The sequence below is a fragment of the Methylobacterium longum genome, assembly GCF_022179385.1.
Lineage (GTDB): Bacteria > Pseudomonadota > Alphaproteobacteria > Rhizobiales > Beijerinckiaceae > Methylobacterium > Methylobacterium longum.
This window is the reverse complement of the sequence record NZ_BPQS01000058.1, coordinates 1-18,932: the sequence shown is the minus strand read 5'-3', so window position 1 is coordinate 18,932 and position 18,932 is coordinate 1. Positions and strand designations below refer to the sequence as shown.

The 18,932-nt window shown below is 69.4% G+C and carries 18 protein-coding genes and 1 pseudogene; 12 read left to right on the top strand and 7 right to left on the bottom strand.

Annotation, left to right across the window (positions count from 1 at the left end):
* The first annotated feature begins 81 nt into the window (after positions 1 to 81).
* From MFF58_RS27315 to MFF58_RS27305, 3 genes are all read left to right on the top strand, one after another.
* Positions 82 to 378 carry a hypothetical protein gene (locus MFF58_RS27315; RefSeq protein ID WP_238292673.1) on the top strand — a complete coding sequence of 99 codons (297 nt, stop codon included), beginning with the start codon at positions 82 to 84 and terminating at the stop codon, positions 376 to 378.
* Between the two features lie 130 nt (positions 379 to 508).
* A complete protein-coding gene (locus tag MFF58_RS27310; RefSeq protein ID WP_238292671.1) occupies positions 509 to 901 on the top strand; it encodes a thioredoxin family protein in 393 nt (130 codons plus the stop codon).
* Positions 902 to 981: 80 nt separating this feature from the next.
* Positions 982 to 2,172: a glycosyltransferase family 2 protein gene (locus tag MFF58_RS27305; RefSeq protein WP_238292669.1), complete on the top strand. Its 1,191-nt coding sequence runs from the start codon at positions 982 to 984 to the stop codon at positions 2,170 to 2,172.
* Between the two features lie 5 nt (positions 2,173 to 2,177).
* Here the strand turns inward: MFF58_RS27305 and MFF58_RS27300 are convergent, their stop codons facing one another.
* Together MFF58_RS27300 and MFF58_RS27295 are read right to left on the bottom strand one after the other, a co-directional pair.
* On the bottom strand, positions 2,178 to 2,555 hold the full coding sequence (locus tag MFF58_RS27300) for a helix-turn-helix domain-containing protein (protein WP_238292667.1): 378 nt from the start codon (positions 2,553 to 2,555) through the stop codon (positions 2,178 to 2,180).
* A 711-nt stretch (positions 2,556 to 3,266) separates the two neighbouring features.
* Entirely contained in the window at positions 3,267 to 4,031 is a 765-nt protein-coding gene (locus MFF58_RS27295; protein ID WP_238292664.1) for a zinc-ribbon domain-containing protein, read from the bottom strand.
* Between the two features lie 181 nt (positions 4,032 to 4,212).
* Here MFF58_RS27295 and ftsE point away from each other — a divergent pair, with 181 nt between their 5' ends.
* From ftsE to MFF58_RS27280, 3 genes are all read left to right on the top strand, one after another.
* Positions 4,213 to 4,905: a cell division ATP-binding protein FtsE gene (gene ftsE / locus MFF58_RS27290; protein WP_238292713.1), complete on the top strand. Its 693-nt coding sequence runs from the start codon at positions 4,213 to 4,215 to the stop codon at positions 4,903 to 4,905.
* The gene (locus MFF58_RS27285; RefSeq protein WP_238292661.1) at positions 4,902 to 5,870 is read left to right on the top strand and encodes a cell division protein FtsX; all 969 of its coding nucleotides are present in this window, start codon (positions 4,902 to 4,904) and stop codon (positions 5,868 to 5,870) included. The genes ftsE and MFF58_RS27285 overlap by 4 nt, the downstream gene beginning before the upstream one ends.
* Before the next feature lie 153 nt (positions 5,871 to 6,023).
* On the top strand, positions 6,024 to 6,806 hold the full coding sequence (locus tag MFF58_RS27280; RefSeq protein WP_238292658.1) for a YdcF family protein: 783 nt from the start codon (positions 6,024 to 6,026) through the stop codon (positions 6,804 to 6,806).
* A gap of 155 nt (positions 6,807 to 6,961) precedes the next feature.
* Here the strand turns inward: MFF58_RS27280 and MFF58_RS27275 are convergent, their stop codons facing one another.
* From MFF58_RS27275 to MFF58_RS27265, 3 genes are all read right to left on the bottom strand, one after another.
* Positions 6,962 to 7,288 (bottom strand): hypothetical protein, encoded by a 327-nt coding sequence (locus MFF58_RS27275; protein WP_238292656.1) that lies wholly within the window; start codon positions 7,286 to 7,288, stop codon positions 6,962 to 6,964.
* A complete protein-coding gene (gene ptsN / locus MFF58_RS27270; RefSeq protein ID WP_238292651.1) occupies positions 7,288 to 7,755 on the bottom strand; it encodes a PTS IIA-like nitrogen regulatory protein PtsN in 468 nt (155 codons plus the stop codon). Before ptsN ends, MFF58_RS27275 begins: the two co-directional genes overlap by 1 nt.
* A gap of 142 nt (positions 7,756 to 7,897) precedes the next feature.
* Positions 7,898 to 8,500 (bottom strand): ribosome hibernation promotion factor, encoded by a 603-nt coding sequence (locus MFF58_RS27265; protein WP_238292649.1) that lies wholly within the window; start codon positions 8,498 to 8,500, stop codon positions 7,898 to 7,900.
* Positions 8,501 to 8,654: 154 nt separating this feature from the next.
* Here MFF58_RS27265 and MFF58_RS27260 point away from each other — a divergent pair, with 154 nt between their 5' ends.
* The 3 genes from MFF58_RS27260 (at position 8,655) to MFF58_RS27250 (ending at position 12,788) form a co-directional block, all read left to right on the top strand.
* Positions 8,655 to 10,223 (top strand): glucan biosynthesis protein D, encoded by a 1,569-nt coding sequence (locus tag MFF58_RS27260; RefSeq protein WP_238292644.1) that lies wholly within the window; start codon positions 8,655 to 8,657, stop codon positions 10,221 to 10,223.
* Positions 10,224 to 10,294: 71 nt separating this feature from the next.
* Positions 10,295 to 12,427 carry a glucans biosynthesis glucosyltransferase MdoH gene (gene mdoH, locus MFF58_RS27255; RefSeq protein WP_238292711.1) on the top strand — a complete coding sequence of 711 codons (2,133 nt, stop codon included), beginning with the start codon at positions 10,295 to 10,297 and terminating at the stop codon, positions 12,425 to 12,427.
* Positions 12,428 to 12,629: 202 nt separating this feature from the next.
* Positions 12,630 to 12,788 (top strand): hypothetical protein, encoded by a 159-nt coding sequence (locus MFF58_RS27250; RefSeq protein ID WP_238292641.1) that lies wholly within the window; start codon positions 12,630 to 12,632, stop codon positions 12,786 to 12,788.
* A 37-nt stretch (positions 12,789 to 12,825) separates the two neighbouring features.
* Here the strand turns inward: MFF58_RS27250 and MFF58_RS27245 are convergent, their stop codons facing one another.
* Complete coding sequence (locus tag MFF58_RS27245) at positions 12,826 to 13,026, bottom strand: hypothetical protein (protein WP_238292638.1); 201 nt, start codon at positions 13,024 to 13,026, stop codon at positions 12,826 to 12,828.
* A 748-nt stretch (positions 13,027 to 13,774) separates the two neighbouring features.
* Between MFF58_RS27245 and MFF58_RS27240 the strand changes: the two genes are divergently transcribed.
* Both MFF58_RS27240 and MFF58_RS27235 read left to right on the top strand, forming a co-directional pair.
* Entirely contained in the window at positions 13,775 to 16,096 is a 2,322-nt protein-coding gene (locus tag MFF58_RS27240) for a Tex family protein (RefSeq protein WP_238292635.1), read from the top strand.
* Between the two features lie 191 nt (positions 16,097 to 16,287).
* Positions 16,288 to 17,487: an ATP-grasp domain-containing protein gene (locus tag MFF58_RS27235; RefSeq protein WP_238292633.1), complete on the top strand. Its 1,200-nt coding sequence runs from the start codon at positions 16,288 to 16,290 to the stop codon at positions 17,485 to 17,487.
* A 380-nt stretch (positions 17,488 to 17,867) separates the two neighbouring features.
* On the opposite strand, the gene MFF58_RS27230 is transcribed toward MFF58_RS27235, so the two are convergent.
* The gene (locus tag MFF58_RS27230) at positions 17,868 to 18,503 is read right to left on the bottom strand and encodes a glycosyltransferase family 2 protein (protein ID WP_238292631.1); all 636 of its coding nucleotides are present in this window, start codon (positions 18,501 to 18,503) and stop codon (positions 17,868 to 17,870) included.
* A gap of 294 nt (positions 18,504 to 18,797) precedes the next feature.
* Here MFF58_RS27230 and MFF58_RS27225 point away from each other — a divergent pair.
* Positions 18,798 to 18,932, top strand: a pseudogene (locus tag MFF58_RS27225) (flagellin); the annotation flags it as partial.

Below are 18,932 nucleotides of genomic sequence, written 5' to 3'. Positions count from 1 at the left end.
CAACTCGCGCCGTCGTTTCAGGCCTGACCGGTCGGATCAGGCAGGGCCACGCGGCAGCCCACCGGGGTATTTTTATTCAGCATGGCGTTCGTAAGCCTGAAGGCGTGGCGGGCCCGCTCGGCCGAGCGCGCCGAGATCGCGGCGCGCCTCAAGCGGGAGCTCGCCCAGGCCCTCGCTCTCGGCGGGGCCGATGCGCTCGCCGTCAACGAGATCGCCTGCGCCGATCCCGGTTGCCCCGACATGGAGACCATCGTGCTGGTTATGCGCGCCGACGAGCCGACGCGGGGACTCCGTGTCCGGAAGCCCCTGGACGCCGTGGGTGCCGAGGAGATCGCCGCGCTCGTCGCGGAGGATCGGCTCAGCGCGCCATCTCGATGATGTGACTGCGCGCCTCCGCCTTCCGGGACCTTCGAACGATGCGCCAGGCGCTCGCTTTGCCGTCGCATCGTGTAGCGTGTGTCCGACGCCGCGTTCCCGACTGTGGTGGTGCGGCCCGGGAGTACGCAGCATGAAAACCCGTCGGCACGTCCTGGCGCTGGCCGGTCTCCTCCTGTCGGTTGGTCTGGGACCGGCCCGGGCCGGCGGGGAAATGCCCTTTTCCGATGCCGCCTTCGAGGCCGCGCGCACGGCAGGCCGACCGATCCTGATCGCGATCAGCGCGCCCTGGTGCCCCATCTGCCGGACGCAGAAGCCGATCATCGAGAAGCTGGCCGCCGATCCGCGCTTCAGGAACCTCCAGGTCTTCGCGATCGACTTCGACAGCCAGAAGGATCTGCTGAGGCGGTTCGACGCCCGAATGCAGAGCACGCTGATCGCCTACAAGGGCGCGACCGAAGTCGGGCGTTCCGTGGGCGAAACCCAGCAGGAATGGATCGAGGGTCTCCTCGAGAAGACGCTCTGAGCGGTACACGCCGCGCCTTCCGCTTTCGTTCAGCCAGAACCCGGCATAGCGCCTGAGGCCCCGACTCGCGGCGGGGCCCGATGGAGAGACGACCGGTGACGAGCGCCCCACCTTCAGCCGCCCCGAGCCCCGACGCCGTCGTGGCGGTGCCCGTGCGCAACGAGGAGGAGCGCATCGCGGCCTGCCTGCTGGCCCTCGATGCCCAGGAGGGACTCGCGCCGGGCAGCCTCGGGCTGGTGGTGTTCCTGAACAACTGTACCGACCGGACCGAGGCGATCGTCTCGGATCTCGTCCCGAGGCTGTCGATCCCGGTCCGGATCCTGGTCGAGGAATTTGCTGGGGCGCATGCCGGATGGGCGCGGCGCCGGGCCATGGATGCCGCCGCCGCGTGGCTCGGCGATGCCGGTCAGGCCGGGATCATCCTGTCCACCGACGCCGACAGTCGGGTGCCGCCGAACTGGATCGCCCGTAATCGGGCTGCCATCCAAGCGGGAGCGGATGCGGTCGCCGGACGGGTCGAACTGGACGCCGCCGAGGCGGCGCTGCTGCCGCCCGCCCTGCCCGCACGCGGTCGGCTTGAGGACATCTACGATGCCCTGATCACCGAGGCCGAGGCGCGCCTCGACCCTGATCCGAACGATCCCTGGCCCTGCCATCGGACGGCGATCGGCGCGACCCTGGCAGTGACGCGTGCAGCCTATCTTCAAGTCGGCGGAATGCCGGAGATCCCCCTCGGGGAGGATGGTGCCTTCATCGCGCGCCTGCTCGAACACGGCTTGCGGGTGCGGCACGCCACCGACGTCTGCGTGACCATCTCGGCGCGCCTTGCAGGACGCGCCCCTGGCGGCGTCGCCGACACGATCCGCTCGCGCTGCGAGGAACCCGACGCCCTGTGCGACGCCCGCATGGAGACCTTTTCCCGGGCCGTGCTCCGCTACCTGTGGCGACGGCGGTTCCGCCGTCTGCACGGAAGGGGGCTGCTCGCGCGCGATGCCGGCTGGGCGCGGACCATCGGGATCGCCGCCGCGGAGGCAAAGCGGATCGCGGCACTTCCCCTCGGACAAGCCATCGCGGAGGCCGAACGCGCCAGTCCACGCCTCGCCTACCGGCCCATCGGCCCGAGGCAGTTGCCGAATCAGATCCGGCTGGCACGGATCGGTCTGGTTGTGATCCGCCGGAGCCTCAGCCTCTCCGCCGCACTCAAGCGTGTGGCGGGCGGCGCTGCGAGCCCCGGTCGCCCCATGACGGACACGCCCGGCAGCCAAATCTGAGCCGATCAGCCGCTGCGCGCGCCGAGAAGGTTCCGCGGCGCCAGCTCGAAGCGGCGGCGGAACGCCCGGCTGAAGGGCGCCGCGTCGGTGAAGCCGCAGCTGGTCATCACCGACGCGACCTGTACGCGCCCGCGGACGGCGGCGAGGCGCCGGTAGGCTCGGTCGAGCCGAGCGTCGCGGATCTTGGCCGCGACGCCGTCGTCCCCGGTGAAGGCTGCGGACAGCCGGCTGCGCGACATCCTGAGCGCCGCCGGGAAGGCTTCGGGTCCGAATTCCGGATCGTGCAGCCGACGCTCAATATGGGCCAGCGCCAGCGCGCGCACGGCGACGGACAGGTTCCCATCCTTCCGCTCACCCTGCCCCTCAGTGAGGATGCGGAGCAAGCAGCAACACCGTCCCGGGCGATGCCGGCTTCCGCCTGCGTCCTGCCGCCGACCGCCCCGGAGACGGGGCGGAGATAGCCGATGAAGAGGTGGCTCAGCGGCGTGGCGTCGAGCTTGCGACCGGCGAAGGCCTGCGGTTTGCCGACCTGCGAGAGGAACGCGGCGCGGGGTACCTGAAGCCGGATTTCCTCGTAGCTGTCGCGGCTGCCGATGGCGAATGACTGGTCCATGCCGTGGATCGCGATGTCGCCCGCACCCCTCAATCCCCCATGATTGCCCTGCTCTAGGTAGCCTGTCCCCTGGAGGAGGACCACGATTGCGATGTCGTCGGGTCCGTCCGTGCGAGCGTGGCGGGCCATGCGCTCGACCCCGATCGGGTTGCTGATCGTGCGCAGGATCGCGCCGTGTTTCGACAGGGCACCCCTACGGGCCGCCGCGAAGGGGTGATCCATGACGAGCTGCGGCGCGTCCACGCGCCAGGGCGGTACTGCGCCAGTAGTCGAACACCCGCTTCGGCTCGACCGCCTCGGTCGTCTCGATGAGGACAGGGACCGTCTCGTGAATGCCCACCGAGCGAGAGCCCCATGCTCCCGGATCGGCCCAAGATCAGTCCCGACACGCACAAAACAGGAACAGAGCTGACAGTGGCGCCGGAACGGTGAAGGGCGGGCCTTGACGGAGCGCGTCCGGCGCGTTGCCTCCGAGGTTCGGTCAATGATCCGCCGTCGACCGCGGCATGGCGCGCGCCGCGTCGGCCTCCGCGAAGCGCAGCACCACGGCACGACCCTGCGGCGGCGGGGCTGTCAGACTGGCGCGAAACCGAGCCGTCTCCGACGCCGCGAGGGTGGCGCGCGGCGCGGGGACCGAGAAGGTCTGCACGGCCCGACCGCCCGCATCGCGAATCTCGACGCTCAGCGGCGTCACCGGCATGTCGGCACGGGCCACCCCGACGAGATCGCCCTCCACCACCAATTCTGCCGGCCGGCCGTCCTCCGCGGGGTTGCTGAAGGCCACGACGTCCCGGATCTCGATGCCGCGCAGGTTCACCGGCAGGCCGATCCGCGCGAACAGGGATGCGGTCTGCGGGATCGCGCGGACGACGTTCGTGCGGGCGAGGCACACGAGGGGCAGCGCCGCAAGAAGGGTCAGACCGAGGGCCAGGCTGGGTGACAAGCCGGCGAACGCGCGCCTGGCACCGCCGCCGCGCAGCGACCGTCGGTCCGGTACCCGGATCGCCGGGGCGGGAACGTCGGAATCCCGCCGTACGAAGGCGGTAGCCTCCTCCCACGCCGCATCGGCGTCGGGGTCGGCTCCGATCCCGGCCGAGAGTTCGGCCTCGTGACCGGCGAGGACATCGGCTGGAGTGATGAACCACGTCTCGCGGCAGGCCGCGCAGCGAACCGAGCGACCCTCCATGCCGATTCGATCGGCATCGATCCGGTACTCGCTGGAGCAGCTCGGGCAGACGATCAGCATACGCGCCATACTCGCAACGACCGGCCGGACCGCGCCGGAGAGTGAATTCGCTTGAGAAAGTGTGGCCGAACAGGGTTAAGCGGGCGTGAAATCCCTCAGGCCTTGAAAACGCCCGCCCGTCCGGCGATTCCCGATCCACCGACAGACGAGACACGGCACGGCCTTGAACCTCCAGGCGAACATGAAGAGCCTGCTGCCCGGCGCTGAGCGGCCGGTGGTGCAGTTCGAGAACGTCGGCATGCGCTACGGCCTCGGGCCGGAGGTCCTGTCCGACGTCAGCTTCCGCATCGCTCCGCGCTCGTTCCAGTTCCTCACGGGGCCGTCGGGCGCAGGGAAGACGACCCTGCTGCGCCTGATCCTGCTCTCGGCGCGGCCGACGCGCGGTTTGGTCTCGATCTTCGGCGAGGAGGTGAGCAGCATCTCCGCGAAGGCGCTGACCGGATTGCGGCGGCGCATGGGCGTGGTGTTCCAGGATTTCCGTCTGCTCGATCACCTCACCACCTACGAGAACGTGGCGCTGCCGCTGCGCGTCCAGGGGCGCGCCGAGACGAGCTACCGGGCGGAGGTCGTTGAACTCCTGCGCTGGGTCGGACTGGGGGAGCGCATGCACGCCCTGCCGCCCCTCCTGTCGGGCGGGGAGAAGCAGCGCGCCGCCATCGCCCGGGCGCTGATCGCCCGGCCGGACCTGCTGTTGGCGGACGAGCCCACCGGCAACGTCGATCCGGGCCTGGGGCGGCGGCTCCTGCGACTGTTTCTTGAGCTGAATAAGTTGGGGACTTCCGTCATCATCGCCACCCACGATTTCGGCATTATGGACGCCGTCGATGCCCGCAGGATGGTTCTAGGCGACGGCCGGCTTCGGATCGAGGAATGAGCAGTCAGGCCACCTCGCGCGGGCGGACGCTGCCCCCGGCCGGAATCCCGGACCCGGCGACGCCGGCGAACCTGCGCCGCAACGCGCCCCTCGTGCCGACCGACACGACGGCCGGGCGCTCGCTGGCGGCGGTCATCGCCATCCTGACCTTCCTGGCCGGGCTCTGCGCCGGCGCGGCCGAGATGGTCGCTGCCAACGCCGTCCAGTGGCAGGGCGACGTGGCCCAGGAGATCACGATCCAGATCCGGCCCGGTCCCGGCCGCGACGTCGATGCGGACGTCGCCCGCGCCGCCACCATCGCCAAGGCAGAGCCGGGCATCGCCGAGACGCGGGTGTTCTCGAAGGCCGAGGCCGAGCGCCTGCTGGAGCCCTGGCTGGGCAGCGGCCTCGACCTCTCCGACCTGCCGGTGCCGCGGCTCATCGCCCTCAGGCTGGGCAACACGCAATCCGCCGACCTGAAGGGGCTCCGGTCGCGGCTCGTGGAGGCGCTGCCCGGGGTCGCCAGCCTCGACGACCACGTCCTGTGGCTCCAACGGCTCTCGACGGCCGCCAACGCGTTCGTGGGCATCGGTGTCGGGCTCGTGGTGCTCGTACTGATCGCGACCGGCCTCGCCGTGACCTTCGCGACGCGCGGCGCCATGGCGAGCAACCGGGAGGTCGTGGAGGTGCTCCACTTCGTCGGGGCCGACGACGACTACATCGCCCGGGCCTTCCAGCGGCGCTTCTTCGGCCTCGGCCTGCGCGGCGGCGCGATCGGGGCCGGCGTGGCGATTCTCGCCTTCGTGCTTGCCGGGCTGCTGGCGCGGGCCGCCCGGTCTGGACCGGCGGGTCAGGAAGTGGAAGCGCTGTTCGGAGCCTTCCATGTCGGGCTTCGCGGCTACGCGAGCGTCATCCTGATCGGCGTGATCGCCTCTCTGGTCACCGGCGTCGTCTCACGCATCACCGTCCGCCGTTTCCTGACCTGAACGTGGTGCCGCCTGTCGACACGGGTGGAAAAAGAGGGTCTCGCCCGTACGTTTACCGTCTGGAAACCTAATCGTTGCGCTGTGTACGGGGCTGGAAGCGCGGCCTCCGGGCCGCCGCAATCGGGGCCGATCCTCCGGAGAATGATCACGCGTATGCTGCGCGCATCGGATCCGCTCGCGACCGACATCGTCGGCTGGACCTGGCACGAGAGGGGGCACCCCGACCGTGCCGTCGCGGCCGCGAAGCCGTCCCCGAAGGCTCGGATCGCCCTGTGGGCCTGCGGATTCGGCGCCGGGCTGGGGACGCTGGCCCTGGTCGCCGGCTTCCTGATCTTCGTCGGTGCCCTAGCCCGTCACGAGCGGATGCCCCCCGACAGGGCGGACGGCATCGTGGCGCTCACCGGGGGCGCACAGCGGATCGGCGACGCCATCGACCTGCTGGCTGGCGGGTACGGGCGGCGCCTGCTCATCACCGGTGTCAACGAGCGCACCAGCCGCGATGAGATCGCCCGCCTGAACCCGACGCAGCACGCGCTGATCGCCTGTTGCGTCGACCTCGATTATCGGGCGCGCAACACGATCGGTAACGCCATCGAGACCCGGCGCTGGATGCGGGCGCACCGCTTCAGCACCGTCGCGGTTGTCACGTCGAACTACCACATGCCGCGCACGCTGGTGGAACTGGATCACGCCCTGCAGGACAGCGACCGCGTCCTGCCGCACCCGGTCGTGACGGACGCCTTCGATGCCGACCGGTGGTGGCAGAGCCCCCCGGCGGCCAAGCTGGTCGCCTCCGAGTACGTGAAGTTCCTGGCGAGCTGGGTGCGCACCCGGTTCGAGACGGATCCCGAACGCTCCCGGGCCGCGATCCTGATCGGGCGAGGCAAGCCGGTGAAGATGGTGGCCGAGCCGCGGATGCTGCGCCGGGTGGATTGAGGCCATGAGGCCGCCCCGGGTTTTGCGGCAGCCTCGCAGGCCTTGGGTGCAGGCCTTGGTTGTAGGCCTTGCCCGCAAGCCCTGTTCGAGTCGCGCAGCCCGAACCTTCACACGACCTTGAGGTCGAGGGCGGGCTACCTCCATCGGCCGGTGCCTCAGGATCCCTTGCACCGCGCCTTGATCGCGGCGGAGAATTCCCGGTCCGAGCCCTGTACCTGAGCGAGGCGCTCGCCGCGTTCGGAGCCGGACAGGCAGCGCCCGTAAACGCTCGCCACCCGCCGCATGGTCTCGACATGCCGCCGCCAGACCCGACAGGTCTTCGCGTCGTCGCTGTCCACCTGCTCGAGTTGATCGATGGCCTGTCGTTGCATCGACTGTGCGACGAGGAGGTCGCGCGCGCAGGTGGAGTCGCCTTGCGCCAGAACCGGTCCGGCCAGGCCTGCGGCAAGCGCCAGCGCGGCGAGGATCCGATATGCCGGCATCAGGCCGCCTGGGGTGTGGTGGAACGGGTGAGGAGCGCGTAGAGCGCGCCGGCGTCCCGCGCCGCCCGGATATGGGCCAGCATCCCCGGCTCCCGCAGGATCCGTGCGACCTGCGCCAGCGCCTTCAGGTGGTCCGCCCCCGCGCCTTCCGGAGCCAGCAACAGGAAGGCGATGTCCACGGGCTGCCCGTCGAGCGCCTCGAAATCCACCGGCCGGTCGAACCGGGCGAACAGGCCGAACAGTCGGTCGAGACCGGGCAGCTTGCCATGCGGTATCGCCACGCCGTCGCCGATGCCGGTCGAGCCGAGGCGCTCCCGCTGGAGGAGCGTATCGAAGACCGCTCGTTCGCCGAGGGCGGGCAGGCGCCTCGCCGCCTGCGCGGCGAGGTCCTGTAGCACCTGCTTCTTCGCCCGCGCACGCAGCGACGGCACCACCGATTCGGGGTCAAGGAATTCCAGAACTGGCATCGAACGACCGTTGCCCCGTCACCCGCCCACATCGGACCGGGCCTCGTCGCAGGGGCGAAGTTGGCCGCTGCGGCCATGCCCCTGCCTTTCAATCGACCGGGAAACAAGCCGGTTCCGGCTCCGTTCCTCCCGACCCGCCGCGTCAGTCGACGGCGTTCGGAGGGTCCACCCAGCCGATCGCGCCATCGCTGCGCCGATATACGACGTTGACGCGTCCGGTACCAGCATGGACGAACACGACCACTGGGGATCCCGTCATGTCGAGGGCGGTGACGGCTTCGCCGATGGTGCGGCGTTGCAGGGTCTTGGTGCTCTCGGCGACGATGGGCGGGTGTGTGTCCCCCTCCCCCGCCTCCTCGTCATCGACCTCCTCCTCGGCCGGGGCCGCGAGCACCGCGTAGGCCGCTTCCACCGCCGCGTCGTCGCCGGGTCCCGTGGCGTGCTGCTTCAACCGGTTCTTGTAGCGGCGCAGCCGTGTCTCCAGACGTTCGGCCGTCTGCTCGAAGCTCGACCGGGCATCGTGGGAGAAACCGTTCGCCTCGATGGTGAGACCTGACACGAGGTGCAGCACGCAATCCGTTCGGAAAGCCGTTCCATCTCGCCGGAGCGTGACATGGCCGGAGCAGGATCCGTTCATGTGCGAGTCGAGGTATTTGGCCTGGATCGCGGACATGCGTTCCTCGACACGGCTGCGTAGACTCTCTCCGAGATCAACGCCGTGGCCTGTGACTCGCAACGACCCCATGCTGCCTCCCCGATTTCGATGCAGGTCGGCGAATTAGAGAGCCGGCTCGCGTTAAGTCAACGGAGCCACGCGCGGTTCTGCCGGTTGCTTAACCCCGGGTTCAGCCGGACGCCCGGATACAGGCGCCCCACCGAGACGTGAGATCCTCGACCGTATGACGACCGATGTCGGACCTTCAGCCGCCCCGACCCGCCGCGCCATGCTGGCCGGCGCGCTGGGCGCCGCCGCGGGATCACTCCCGACAGCATCCTGGGCGGCCGACCCGGAGAAGTTGCCGTCGCTGCCCGGTCCCGGCGAGGCGTTCGAGGCGAACACGCTCACGGATCTCGCCAGGGCCCGGGCGAAGGTGCCCTACGTCGCCCCCAAGACCAACGACGTGCCGGCGGCCCTGAAGGCTCTCTCGCGGGAGGTCTACGAGACGATCCGTCCGGCGGAAGGCCGCGCCATCTGGGCGAATCGGGACGCGGGCTACGTGCTGGAGCCGCTCCTGCGCGGCGCGATCTTCGAAACGCCGGTGTCGCTGTTCCTCATCGAGGACGGTCTCGTGCAGCCCGTGCCGTACGACAGGGCGGCCTTCGTCTCCCTGGGCATCGAGCTTCCGGATCTGACCGCGGAGACGGCCTTCTCGGGTTTCCGGTTGCGTGCGCGCTTCGGTGACGCCGACGGGCTCACGAACTTCGCGCTGTTCCAGGGCGGCTCCTTTTTCCGACTCGTGGCCCAGGGCCAGGATTTCGGCATCAACGCCCGGGCCCTCGCCCTGCGGCCGGCCGATTCCCGCGGGGAGGAATTTCCGTTGTTCCGGGCCTTGTTCGTGGAGGTTCCCGCCCCTGGGCAGCCGGTTGTCGTCCACGCCCTGGCTGATTCGGAGTCGGCCACCGCGGCGTTCCGGCTGACGCTGACCCCCGGTCCGGAGGCCTCGACCGCCGCGATCGACGGGACCGTGTTCGCCAGGGCCGAGATCGACCATATCGGCCTCGGCGGCATGCAGGGCAGCTACCTCTTCGGCCCGCTCGACCGGAACCGCGTCGATGACCTGCGTGCGGCGGCCTTCTCGGTGGAGGGGCTGGCGATCCGCAACGGCTACGGCGAACCGATCTGGCGCCCCGTTCACAACCCCCAGGCGCTGCAGGTCTCGGCCTTCGTGGACCGGGGGCCGAAGGGATTCGGCCTGATGCAGCGCGCCCGCGCCTACGCCGATTTCGAGGACGACCGGCGGCACTGGGAGCAGCGTCCATCCCTCTGGCTCGAGCCACAGGACGACTGGAGCGAGGGCGCGGTGACGCTGCTGGAGATCCCGAGCGACTCCGAGCTGAACGAGAACGTGTTCGCCTACTGGCGACCCAAGGCGAAGCTCGCCAAGGGCGGCGAGATGCGATTCCTCTATCGCCAGCATTGGTCCAAAGGCTGGCCCGATCCTCTGCCGCCCGAGGTCGCGCGGGTGTGCGGCAGCCGGTGCGGTCATGGCAGCGGCGGCAATCGCCGCCTCTTCGCGGTCGATTTCGAGGGCGAGGCACTGTTCCAGCCCGGCGACATCGACGTCGATCTCGGAGCCTCGGCCGGGACGATCACCCGCCAGGACCGGTTCCGGTATCCGGAGCGGAAGACCCTGCGGATCCTGTTCGAGCTCGATCCGGGTGGCGAGCGGGCCGTGGAGCTGCGTCTCGCCCTCCGGCGCGGTCAGGCCCGCGCCAGTGAGACCTGGCTGTTCCGGTGGACCGCGTGATCCCCGCCGACATCCGCCTTCGAGGGGCCGCCTGCACCATGTCCTTGGACGAGACGATCATCCCGCCCGATATGCCGCAGCTTCGGCCCGGATCGGACCCGGCGCCGTACGCCGCCGGCCCGGGTCTGCCGCCGGAGGCACCGCTGGCGATGCCGGTTCAGGACCTTGCGCGCTGGGACGGGGCCAGCGCCCACAGGCCGGCGCGGCCGGCGAGGAGCCCCTGGCTCGCTCGCCTCTGGGTGTTCGGAGGCGCCACCGCCCTCACGGCCTACGGCGGCTGGCAGATGGTTCAGACCGTGTCGGTCTCGGGAAGCCCGACCGCGCTTCAGCTCGTGCTCGTCGTCCTGTTCTGCCTCACCTTCTCGTGGATCACCCTGGCCTTCACCAGCGGGCTGCTCGGCTTCGCGACCCTGCTCCGGCGCGGATCGACCCCGCAGATCCCGGGTGCTCTGTCGACCCGCACCGCGGTGCTGATGCCGGTCTACAACGAGGCGACCGCCCGCACCTTCGCGGGCGTCGAGGCGATGCACGAGGCCGTGGCCGCCACCGGGCTCGGCCGGCACTTCGACTGGTTCATCCTGTCCGACTCGACGCAGGCCGATGCCTGGATCGCCGAGGAGCGGGCTTACCTGGACCTGCGCGACCGCCTCGGCCCCGAGGCCCGGCTCTACTATCGCCACCGGCCCAAGAACCATCACCGCAAGGCCGGCAATATCGGCGACTTCGTCACCCGCTGGGGCGGGCACTACGACCACATGCTGGTGCTCGACGCCGACAGCCTGATGAGCGGATCGGCCATCGTGACGCTCGCCGCCGCCATGGAGGCGGACCCGGATGCCGGCATCATCCAGACCCTGCCGCTGATCATCAACCGGAACACACTGTTCGCCCGGCTCCAGCAATTCGCCGCCCGCATCTACGGGCCGGTGATCGCCGCCGGGCTCTCCGCGTGGTCCGGCCGGGACGGCAATTACTGGGGTCACAACGCCATCATCCGGACGCACGCCTTCGCGTCATCCTGCGGCCTGCCCGACCTGCCCGGCAAACCACCCTTCGGCGGCCACGTCCTGTCGCACGACTTCGTCGAGGCGGCCCTCATCCGCCGGGCCGGCTGGGCGGTCTACATGCTCCACCGTCTGCCGGGCTCCTACGAGGAGAGCCCGCCCTCGCTGATCGACGTCGCCGTGCGCGACCGACGCTGGGCCCAGGGCAACCTTCAGCACGCCCGGGTCATCGGCGCATCCGGGCTGCATCCGGCGACCCGCCAGCACTTCGCCACCGGTATCGCCGGATACCTCGCCTCCCCCCTGTGGCTCCTCCAGCTGGTGGTCGGCATCCTGCTGGTCCTCCAGACCGCCACGGAACGACCCGACTATTTCGGCGGCGCCGGCTTCTCGCCGGTCTTCCCACGGTTCGATCCCGTCCGAGCGCTGCAGCTGTTCGGGCTGACCATGGCGGTGCTGCTCGCCCCGAAGATCCTCGGTCTGGTCCTGGCCCTGCTGGATGGCCGGGTGCGCCGCGCCTGCGGGGGATCCGGCCGGCTGATCATGTCGAGCCTCGTCGAGATCCTGCTCTCCGCGCTGGTCGCACCCGTCGCGATGGTGATCCAGTCCGGCTCGGTCGTTAGCATCCTGCTCGGCCGCGACACGGGCTGGAACCCGCAGCGGCGCGACGACGGCTCGATCCCGCTGCGCGACATCGTCGTCCGGCACCGCTGGCACATGGTGCTCGGGCTCGTGGCAGGGATCGCTGCCTTCGCCATCGCCACGTCGCTGTTCCTCTGGATGAGCCCCACCATTCTGGGCCTCGTGCTGGCGATCCCGATCTCCTGGGCGAGCGGCCAGCTCGGCCTCGGTCTCGCCCTGAAGGACCGGCGCCTCCTCGGCACGCCCGAAGAGGCGGCACCGCCGGAGATCGCGCTGCGCGCCGCCGCCCTGACCGCGCGCAACACCGCGCTGGGGTTCGACGCTGACGATGCGCTGGCGGCGCTCAACGCGGATCCCATTCTCGCCAAAGCGCATGACCGGATGCTGCCCCCCGGGCAATCCAGGCCGCGCGGCGCCATCGACCCGGACCAGACGCTCGCCGCCGCCAAGATCTGCGAAGCCGAGACTGTGGCGGAGGCCCAGGCGTGGCTCTCGCCGAAGGAGCGGCTGGCGCTGCTGCACGACCGGGCGCTCGTCGATCGGCTGGTCCGGCTCTGACGGATGGCCGCCAACGGGGGGGCCGTGCCTGCACGTGAGACGGGCGATCCTGGTGGCGCCGCGCTCAGCGCGGTCACGCTGCCAAGGGCGGCTCGCTCACGCGGGCGAAGTTGGCGGCGCCGACCGGTTCTCGGGCGGCGAGCCGTGACACGCGATTAACCATTCGGGTCCTAGACTCAGCCATTCTCAGATGGACCTGTCCATGACCCTGATGTTCGTGTTTCTGCTCCTGCCGCTCGCGGTCGCCATCGTCCTCGCCCGCGGTGAGCCGGTCCGCACGATCAGCTGCCTCGGCGCGATGGGCGTCGGCTGCGTGATCGCCTGTTCGAGCGTGGTCAGCCTCATTCGCCACCGGGCGTAAACGCGTCCGACCGCTCAGCCGTGCCGGGCTGAAGCCGTCAGGAGAAGCCGACCGGCCGCGGGCCACCCGAGAGGGATCGCCCCGCCCGCGCAACGAGCTGCGAGAAGGCCAGCGCGGCCGCCGTGGCCTGCGCCCGTGATGGGAAGCTCCGCCGAGAAACCAGAACCGTCTCCTCGGTGTCGTTCAGGAGCGCCCAGGACCACAGCGAACGGCTGCTCTCGCGTATCTCGAACTGCACGGGACGCCTGCCTCTCCGGGCCATGCGAAGCGCTAGATTTGCGCCAACCGGCGACACAACGACGACGTGAACAGATCGTCGTCAAGGACAAGTCTCAATCTCGACAATCCGTTCGAGGACTAGCGATCCGAGCGGAAAACACTGTGCACTGCCCGACTGCGAGACTTCCAAGCCATCGCTGACGGCGGTGACTGCTATCGGCTATTCTGAAGACAACTCTGTGAATGACGGCTGCCCGGCGTGCTTTTCCACAGGATGCCGGATAGCCTCATCCCGCTACGCGTCCGCCCCCATCAACCGGCATCCCGATGCAGGGCAGCGTGTCGAATCCCGCGAGACCGTGGCGGGCGGGCGGCGCCGTCCGATCAGCCCGCCAGCCATCCCGCAAGGGGCAGCGAAGCAGGATTAGGTGATGGCGGACCACACCGGATCGCTGAACCGGCCATCGCGTTTCATCCTCCCTGATCTCGCGCATCCGTCGTCCGTCACGTCGATTCGTTCAGTGACGGGACGATACCGGAGAAGCTCGCGATGACGCGAGAACGGCTCATCCTGCGGACGAGGATCGGGCACCGGCAGGCGTGCCGGCGCATTCTCGACCGCGCAGGCGGGGCGGCCGCGACGGGCAACGCGCAGCCGCACTCCTGACGATCCAGGACCGAACAGACGCCCGATGCCATGTTTCCGGCGGCTTGGCGTCCGAGGCTCGCCGCTCGCACCGCATCACGATCCGCCCGCCGGAGATTGCATGAAGACCGTCAACGCCCTCATCGCGGAGGAACTCGGCGTCAGGGAGGCGCAGGTCGCCGCCACGGCAGGGCTGCTCGACGGCGGAGCCACCGTTCCGTTCATCGCCCGCTACCGCAAGGAGGCGACCGGTGGGCTCGACGACACGCAGTTGCGCAGGCTCAACGAGCGCCTGTCCTACCTGCGCGATCTCAACGACCGCCGCCGCGCCATCCAGGCGAGCATCGAGGCTCAGGGCCGGATGACGCCAGCGCTCGCCGCCGCTCTCGACGCGGCCGATTCGAAGGCGCGGCTGGAGGATCTCTACCTGCCCTACCGCCCCAAGCGTCGGTCGAAGGCGCAGGCTGCCCGCGAGGCGGGGCTCGCACCGCTCGCCGAAGCCCTACTGAAGCAGCCGGGTCGCGCGCCCGCCGAGGCCGCGGCCGCCTACGTATCCGCCGAACGCGGGATCGCCGATGGCGAGGCGGCGCTGGAGGGGGCCAGGGCAATCCTGGTCGAGACCTTCGCGGAAGATGCCGACCTCGTCGGCCGTCTGCGCACGGATTTCTGGCGGGGCGGCCAACTCGTCTCGAAGGTCCGCAAAGGCAAGGTGCAGGAGGGCGCAAAGTTCTCGGATTACTTCGCCTGGTCCGAGCGGCTGGAGCGGATGCCGTCGCACCGCGTGCTGGCGGTCTTGCGCGGCGAGCGCGAGGGGGTGCTGGCCGTCGACCTCGACGCGGAGGGCGCAGAGTCGCCGCCCGCCCTTCCGGGCCCGTTCGAGACTGCGATCTGCCGCCGGTTCGGCATCGCCGCGCAGGGGCGCCCGGGTGACACGTGGCTCCTCGACACCGTCCGTACGGCCTGGCGCACGAAGATCAGGACCGGGATCGAGCAGGATCTGCGCACGCGCCTGTTCGAGCGGGCCGAGGACGACGCCGTCCAAGTCTTCGCCGGGAACCTGAAGGATCTCCTCCTGGCCGCTCCGGCCGGTGGCCGGGTCACGTTGGGGCTCGATCCGGGCTACCGGAACGGCGTGAAGGTCGCGGTCGCGGATCGCACCGGCCGGATCGTCGCGGTGGAGACGACCTACCCGCACGAGCCGCAGCGCCGCTGGCGGGAGGCCGTGGCGACGCTGGGCCGCCTGTGCCGTTCCCACGGTGTCGAACTGCTCGCCATCGGCAACGGCACGGCGTCCCGGGAAACCGAGCGGCTCGCCGCCGAGATCGTGGCGGACAATCCCGACCTCAACCTCGCGAAGGTGACGGTGTCCGAGGCCGGCGCCTCCGTCTACTCGGCCTCCGAGATCGCCGCCCGCGAACTGCCGGACCTCGACGTGTCGCATCGCGGTGCGGCCTCGATCGCCAGGCGTCTGCAGGATCCCCTCGCGGAACTCGTCAAGATCGACCCGAAATCGATCGGCGTCGGGCAGTACCAGCACGATGTCAGCGAGACGAAGCTGTCGCGTTCGCTGGCCGCGGTGGTGGAGGATGCCGTGAACGCGGTGGGCGTCGACGTGAATACCGCGTCGCCGGCCCTTCTGGCGCAGGTCTCGGGTCTGGGAGCCTCGATGGCCGCCAGGATCGTTACCCATCGGGATGCCCACGGCCCATTCCGGACGCGTGGGGCGCTCAAGGGCGTAACGGGCCTGGGCCCCAAGACCTTCGAGCTGGCCGCCGGCTTCCTCCGCATTCAGGAAGGAGACGATCCGCTGGACGCCTCCGGTGTCCACCCGGAGGCGTACCCGGTGGTCAACCGCATCCTCAAGGCGACGAAGAGCGACATCCGCGTTCTCCTCGGCAATCCCTCGGCGCTCGGCCAACTGACGCCCGAATCCTTTGTCGACCAGCGTTTCGGCCTGCCGACCGTGCGCGACATCATCGCCGAGCTTGAGAAGCCCGGGCGCGACCCGCGGCCGGCCTTCAAGACGGCGCGCTTCCAGGAGGGTGTCGAGACGATCGGCGACCTCAAACCCGGCATGCAGCTGGAAGGCGTGGTCACAAACGTGGCCGCGTTCGGCGCCTTCGTGGATATCGGCGTCCATCAGGACGGGCTGGTCCACGTCTCGGCGATGGCACGCCGACGGATCGCATCGCCCATCGAGGTGGTGCGGATCGGCGAGGTCATTCGCGTCCTCGTCCTCAGCGTCGACGTTCCTCGCAAGCGCATTGCCCTCTCGATGCGGCTCGACGATCCGGTGGACGCGGCGGCATCCGCACGGCGGACCGGCGAACCCGCCCGCGAACCGCAGCGGAGCCGGCCCGCAGCCCCCCCGGACGTCGCGCCGACCGGCCCCTTGGCCGATGCCCTGCGAAAGGCCGCAGCATCGCAATCGCGGCGCGGCTGATAGCAGGCGCGGATCGGGCGGCGGGAAGCCGGGTCCCGGCTGCGGGACGCCGCCGCCATCATGATTAGCGGTTCGTAAACCGCAGGTTGGCACAGTCCCGCCAGGGGCCGGCCTGCGTGTTCCGCAGGCACGGTTCCGGGCCCCGGATCCCCGTTCGCCACGGGCGCGATTCCCTCCTGCGGAACGGACTGATGCAAGCATCTGCGCACCCCGAGTTCTGGCCCAGTCCCATGATCGGACAGGCACGCCTGATCCGCGCGGCGTTCGAGGGATCGGACCTGGCAGCCTGTGCCCAGGCGATCGTCGCCGGGGCGAATAACGGCGTGGTCGAAGCGGGCGCCGCGCTGGACCTCTCGACAATCCTGCTGCTGCTGCAACGCTCCGAGGAAGCGCTCAAGCTCCAGACCGATGTCCTGCACGGACACAGGCACTTCAGGCTCCGGTCGAACGCGCCGGGCGCCCGGACGCGGGTGCTCGTCATCGTGGCGGCCGGCGACCTCATGGCCAACACGCCGGTCGATTTCCTTCTCGACGATCCCGGCTTCTCGGTGGAGTACCTCTACATCCTGCCCGGGCAGGAAGCGCCGCGACGACTTCCGGAGCACGACGTGGTCGTCGTCGGCGTCGCGTATTCACGCGCCAACGAGCCGGTCCTCGAAGCCTTGGACGAAGCTGCAGCGCATTGGACCCGGCCGGTGTTCAATCTCCCGCGCAGCGTCCTGCGGACATCGCGCCACGGGATCGCCGAGGCGCTTGCCGGTGCGCCGGGCATCCTCGTCCCGCGCATCCTCCGCGCCGGGCGCTCGAGCCTCATCGCGGGAGGCTCGCGCATCCCGCAGGGTCTCGATTTTCCCATCCTCGTCCGCCCGATCGACACGCATGCCGGGAACGACCTGCAGCGGATCGAGCATACGCCCGCGCTCGGAGACTATCTTGCGGGCGCGCAGGCGGAGGAACTGTACCTCACACAGTTCTGCGACTACCGCGGTCCCGATGGCCTCTACCGGAAATACAGGATCGCGCTCATCGACGGAGCACCGTTCCTCTGTCACATGGCGATCCGTGATCATTGGATGATCCATTACCTGAACGCCGGCATGCTCGACGATTCCCGGAAACAGGCCGAAGAAGCGTCCGCGATGGCGGCGTTCGACACCGTCTTCGCGCGACGCCACCGGCAGGCCTTCGCGGAGATCCATCGGCGCCTGGGTCTCGACTATCTCGTCCTCGATTGCGCCGAGAGCCGCGATGGCCGCCTGCTGATCTTCGAAGCGGACACCGGCATGGTCGTTCACGACATGGATTCGGCGGAGATCTATCCCTACAAGGCGCCGCAGATGCGCAAGGTGTTCTCAGCCTTCCAGCAGGCGCTGGCCACGCGGATCGGCTGACGGGACGACCCGGAATCGCCGGCGGATCCGGGGGGCTTCCGCCCGCCTCCGCGCACACGAATGGGGCGAAGCGATTGAGAGGCGTCACGCTCACCGGCGAGGCGCTGCGAAGGCTGCACTATGAGGCGGAACGCCTTCGTGTCAGACGGTCGCGTGATGCGCATCACCGGCGCCGGGATGCAAGAGCGCCGGGAGCGATACCGGAATTGCCGGGCCGCCTTCGCGAGGAGCGGCCGGCCCGGTCCTTTCACTGGTTTGGTCGACCCGAGGTCGGCCGCGCGCAGCGGGGCGACAGCCCTGCCGTCGGTCGCGCCGCGTGTCCGGGCGGCGGCGAGCCGGGTGACAGACCGGACCTGCGGAGTCGCGGCGCGATCCAGCGGTTACAGCTTGAAAGCGTGCTCGCCGATATGCCCGAGTTCCTTGCTCAGGTAGGGGTCGCACCAGATCCTGAAACCGAGGGACCGGACGCGGTCGCTGAAATCGTAGTCTTCGCCGATGTTCACGCCGGCCTCTTCGTCGACGCGGAAGCGGAAGTACGGCTTCTTCAGTCGCTCGAAGACCGACGACTTGACGAGCAGGAAGCCGGTCGGGATCCGCGTCATCTCCAGGAGGCCCTTCGGGGCGTCGACCGGCTGCTCCGGCAGGATGTCGCCGAGGAAATGATGCGGCGCCGTGCGCCGGGAATACGTCGCGCCGATGATGTCGACGTTGCGGACCAGCAGTCTCAGCAGGGCGTCGCGCGGAAACGTCATGTCGCTGTCGATGAACAGAATGTAATCGGCGTTGAACTTCTGGGCGTAGTCGAGGCCCAGATTGCGGGCATCCGCCACGATGGAGGATTTCCCGACGACGATCGACATGGGCATCTCGCCCAGCGTGTGCATCATCGTACCGAGGCTGACGGCGAAATCGGCGTGCACCATGGTGCCGCACGGAATCGCCACCGCGACGTGCGGGAACACGGCGGGCACGCCGGGATGCGGGTTGGCGGCCTCAAGGGGCGACTGAACGATCACGGCCGAACTCCAAGCGCGATGCGGTGCCGCCCTCGCTCTGCCGCTCCGCCCGATAATCCCAGGCGGACCAGCGTGATGGCAGTCCGGCAGCCCCCACGGCTTTGCCAGAAGATGGTTAATAGATATTGAATGCCGCTTGCAAGCGTGCCGAAATAGATCAAATCAAGAAGTAATCAATTAACGATCGCTGCGAGTTCTCGCGAGACGGCAATCATTTTAACTCGCGGGAAACTTCCGGAGGACGATTACTGGCCCACCCAAGAAACGGGTAGCTTGAATCAGAAAGATCGAACGATGTCCTCCATCACCCTGTCGGCCGCCACGCGTCAGAACCTGCTCTCGCTGCAGGACACGGCGCAGCTGATGGCGACCACGCAGAACCGCCTCGCCACCGGCAAGACGGTCAACTCCGCCCTCGACAACCCGACC

What these genes read in the sequence shown, in the direction of transcription:
- MFF58_RS27235 (WP_238292633.1), top strand. Translation starts at nt 16,288, where the DNA reads ATGCAAGCATCTGCGCACCCCGAGTTCTGGCCCAGTCCCATGATCGGA.
- MFF58_RS27260 (WP_238292644.1), top strand. Translation starts at nt 8,655, where the DNA reads ATGACGACCGATGTCGGACCTTCAGCCGCCCCGACCCGCCGCGCCATG.
- MFF58_RS27295 (WP_238292664.1), bottom strand. Translation starts at nt 4,031, where the DNA reads ATGCTGATCGTCTGCCCGAGCTGCTCCAGCGAGTACCGGATCGATGCC.
- MFF58_RS27285 (WP_238292661.1), top strand. Translation starts at nt 4,902, where the DNA reads ATGAGCAGTCAGGCCACCTCGCGCGGGCGGACGCTGCCCCCGGCCGGA.
- MFF58_RS27250 (WP_238292641.1), top strand. Translation starts at nt 12,630, where the DNA reads ATGACCCTGATGTTCGTGTTTCTGCTCCTGCCGCTCGCGGTCGCCATC.
- MFF58_RS27240 (WP_238292635.1), top strand. Translation starts at nt 13,775, where the DNA reads ATGAAGACCGTCAACGCCCTCATCGCGGAGGAACTCGGCGTCAGGGAG.
- ftsE (WP_238292713.1), top strand. Translation starts at nt 4,213, where the DNA reads ATGAAGAGCCTGCTGCCCGGCGCTGAGCGGCCGGTGGTGCAGTTCGAG.
- MFF58_RS27265 (WP_238292649.1), bottom strand. Translation starts at nt 8,500, where the DNA reads ATGGGGTCGTTGCGAGTCACAGGCCACGGCGTTGATCTCGGAGAGAGT.
- MFF58_RS27280 (WP_238292658.1), top strand. Translation starts at nt 6,024, where the DNA reads ATGCTGCGCGCATCGGATCCGCTCGCGACCGACATCGTCGGCTGGACC.
- ptsN (WP_238292651.1), bottom strand. Translation starts at nt 7,755, where the DNA reads ATGCCAGTTCTGGAATTCCTTGACCCCGAATCGGTGGTGCCGTCGCTG.
- MFF58_RS27275 (WP_238292656.1), bottom strand. Translation starts at nt 7,288, where the DNA reads ATGCCGGCATATCGGATCCTCGCCGCGCTGGCGCTTGCCGCAGGCCTG.
- MFF58_RS27315 (WP_238292673.1), top strand. Translation starts at nt 82, where the DNA reads ATGGCGTTCGTAAGCCTGAAGGCGTGGCGGGCCCGCTCGGCCGAGCGC.
- MFF58_RS27310 (WP_238292671.1), top strand. Translation starts at nt 509, where the DNA reads ATGAAAACCCGTCGGCACGTCCTGGCGCTGGCCGGTCTCCTCCTGTCG.
- MFF58_RS27305 (WP_238292669.1), top strand. Translation starts at nt 982, where the DNA reads ATGGAGAGACGACCGGTGACGAGCGCCCCACCTTCAGCCGCCCCGAGC.
- mdoH (WP_238292711.1), top strand. Translation starts at nt 10,295, where the DNA reads ATGCCGCAGCTTCGGCCCGGATCGGACCCGGCGCCGTACGCCGCCGGC.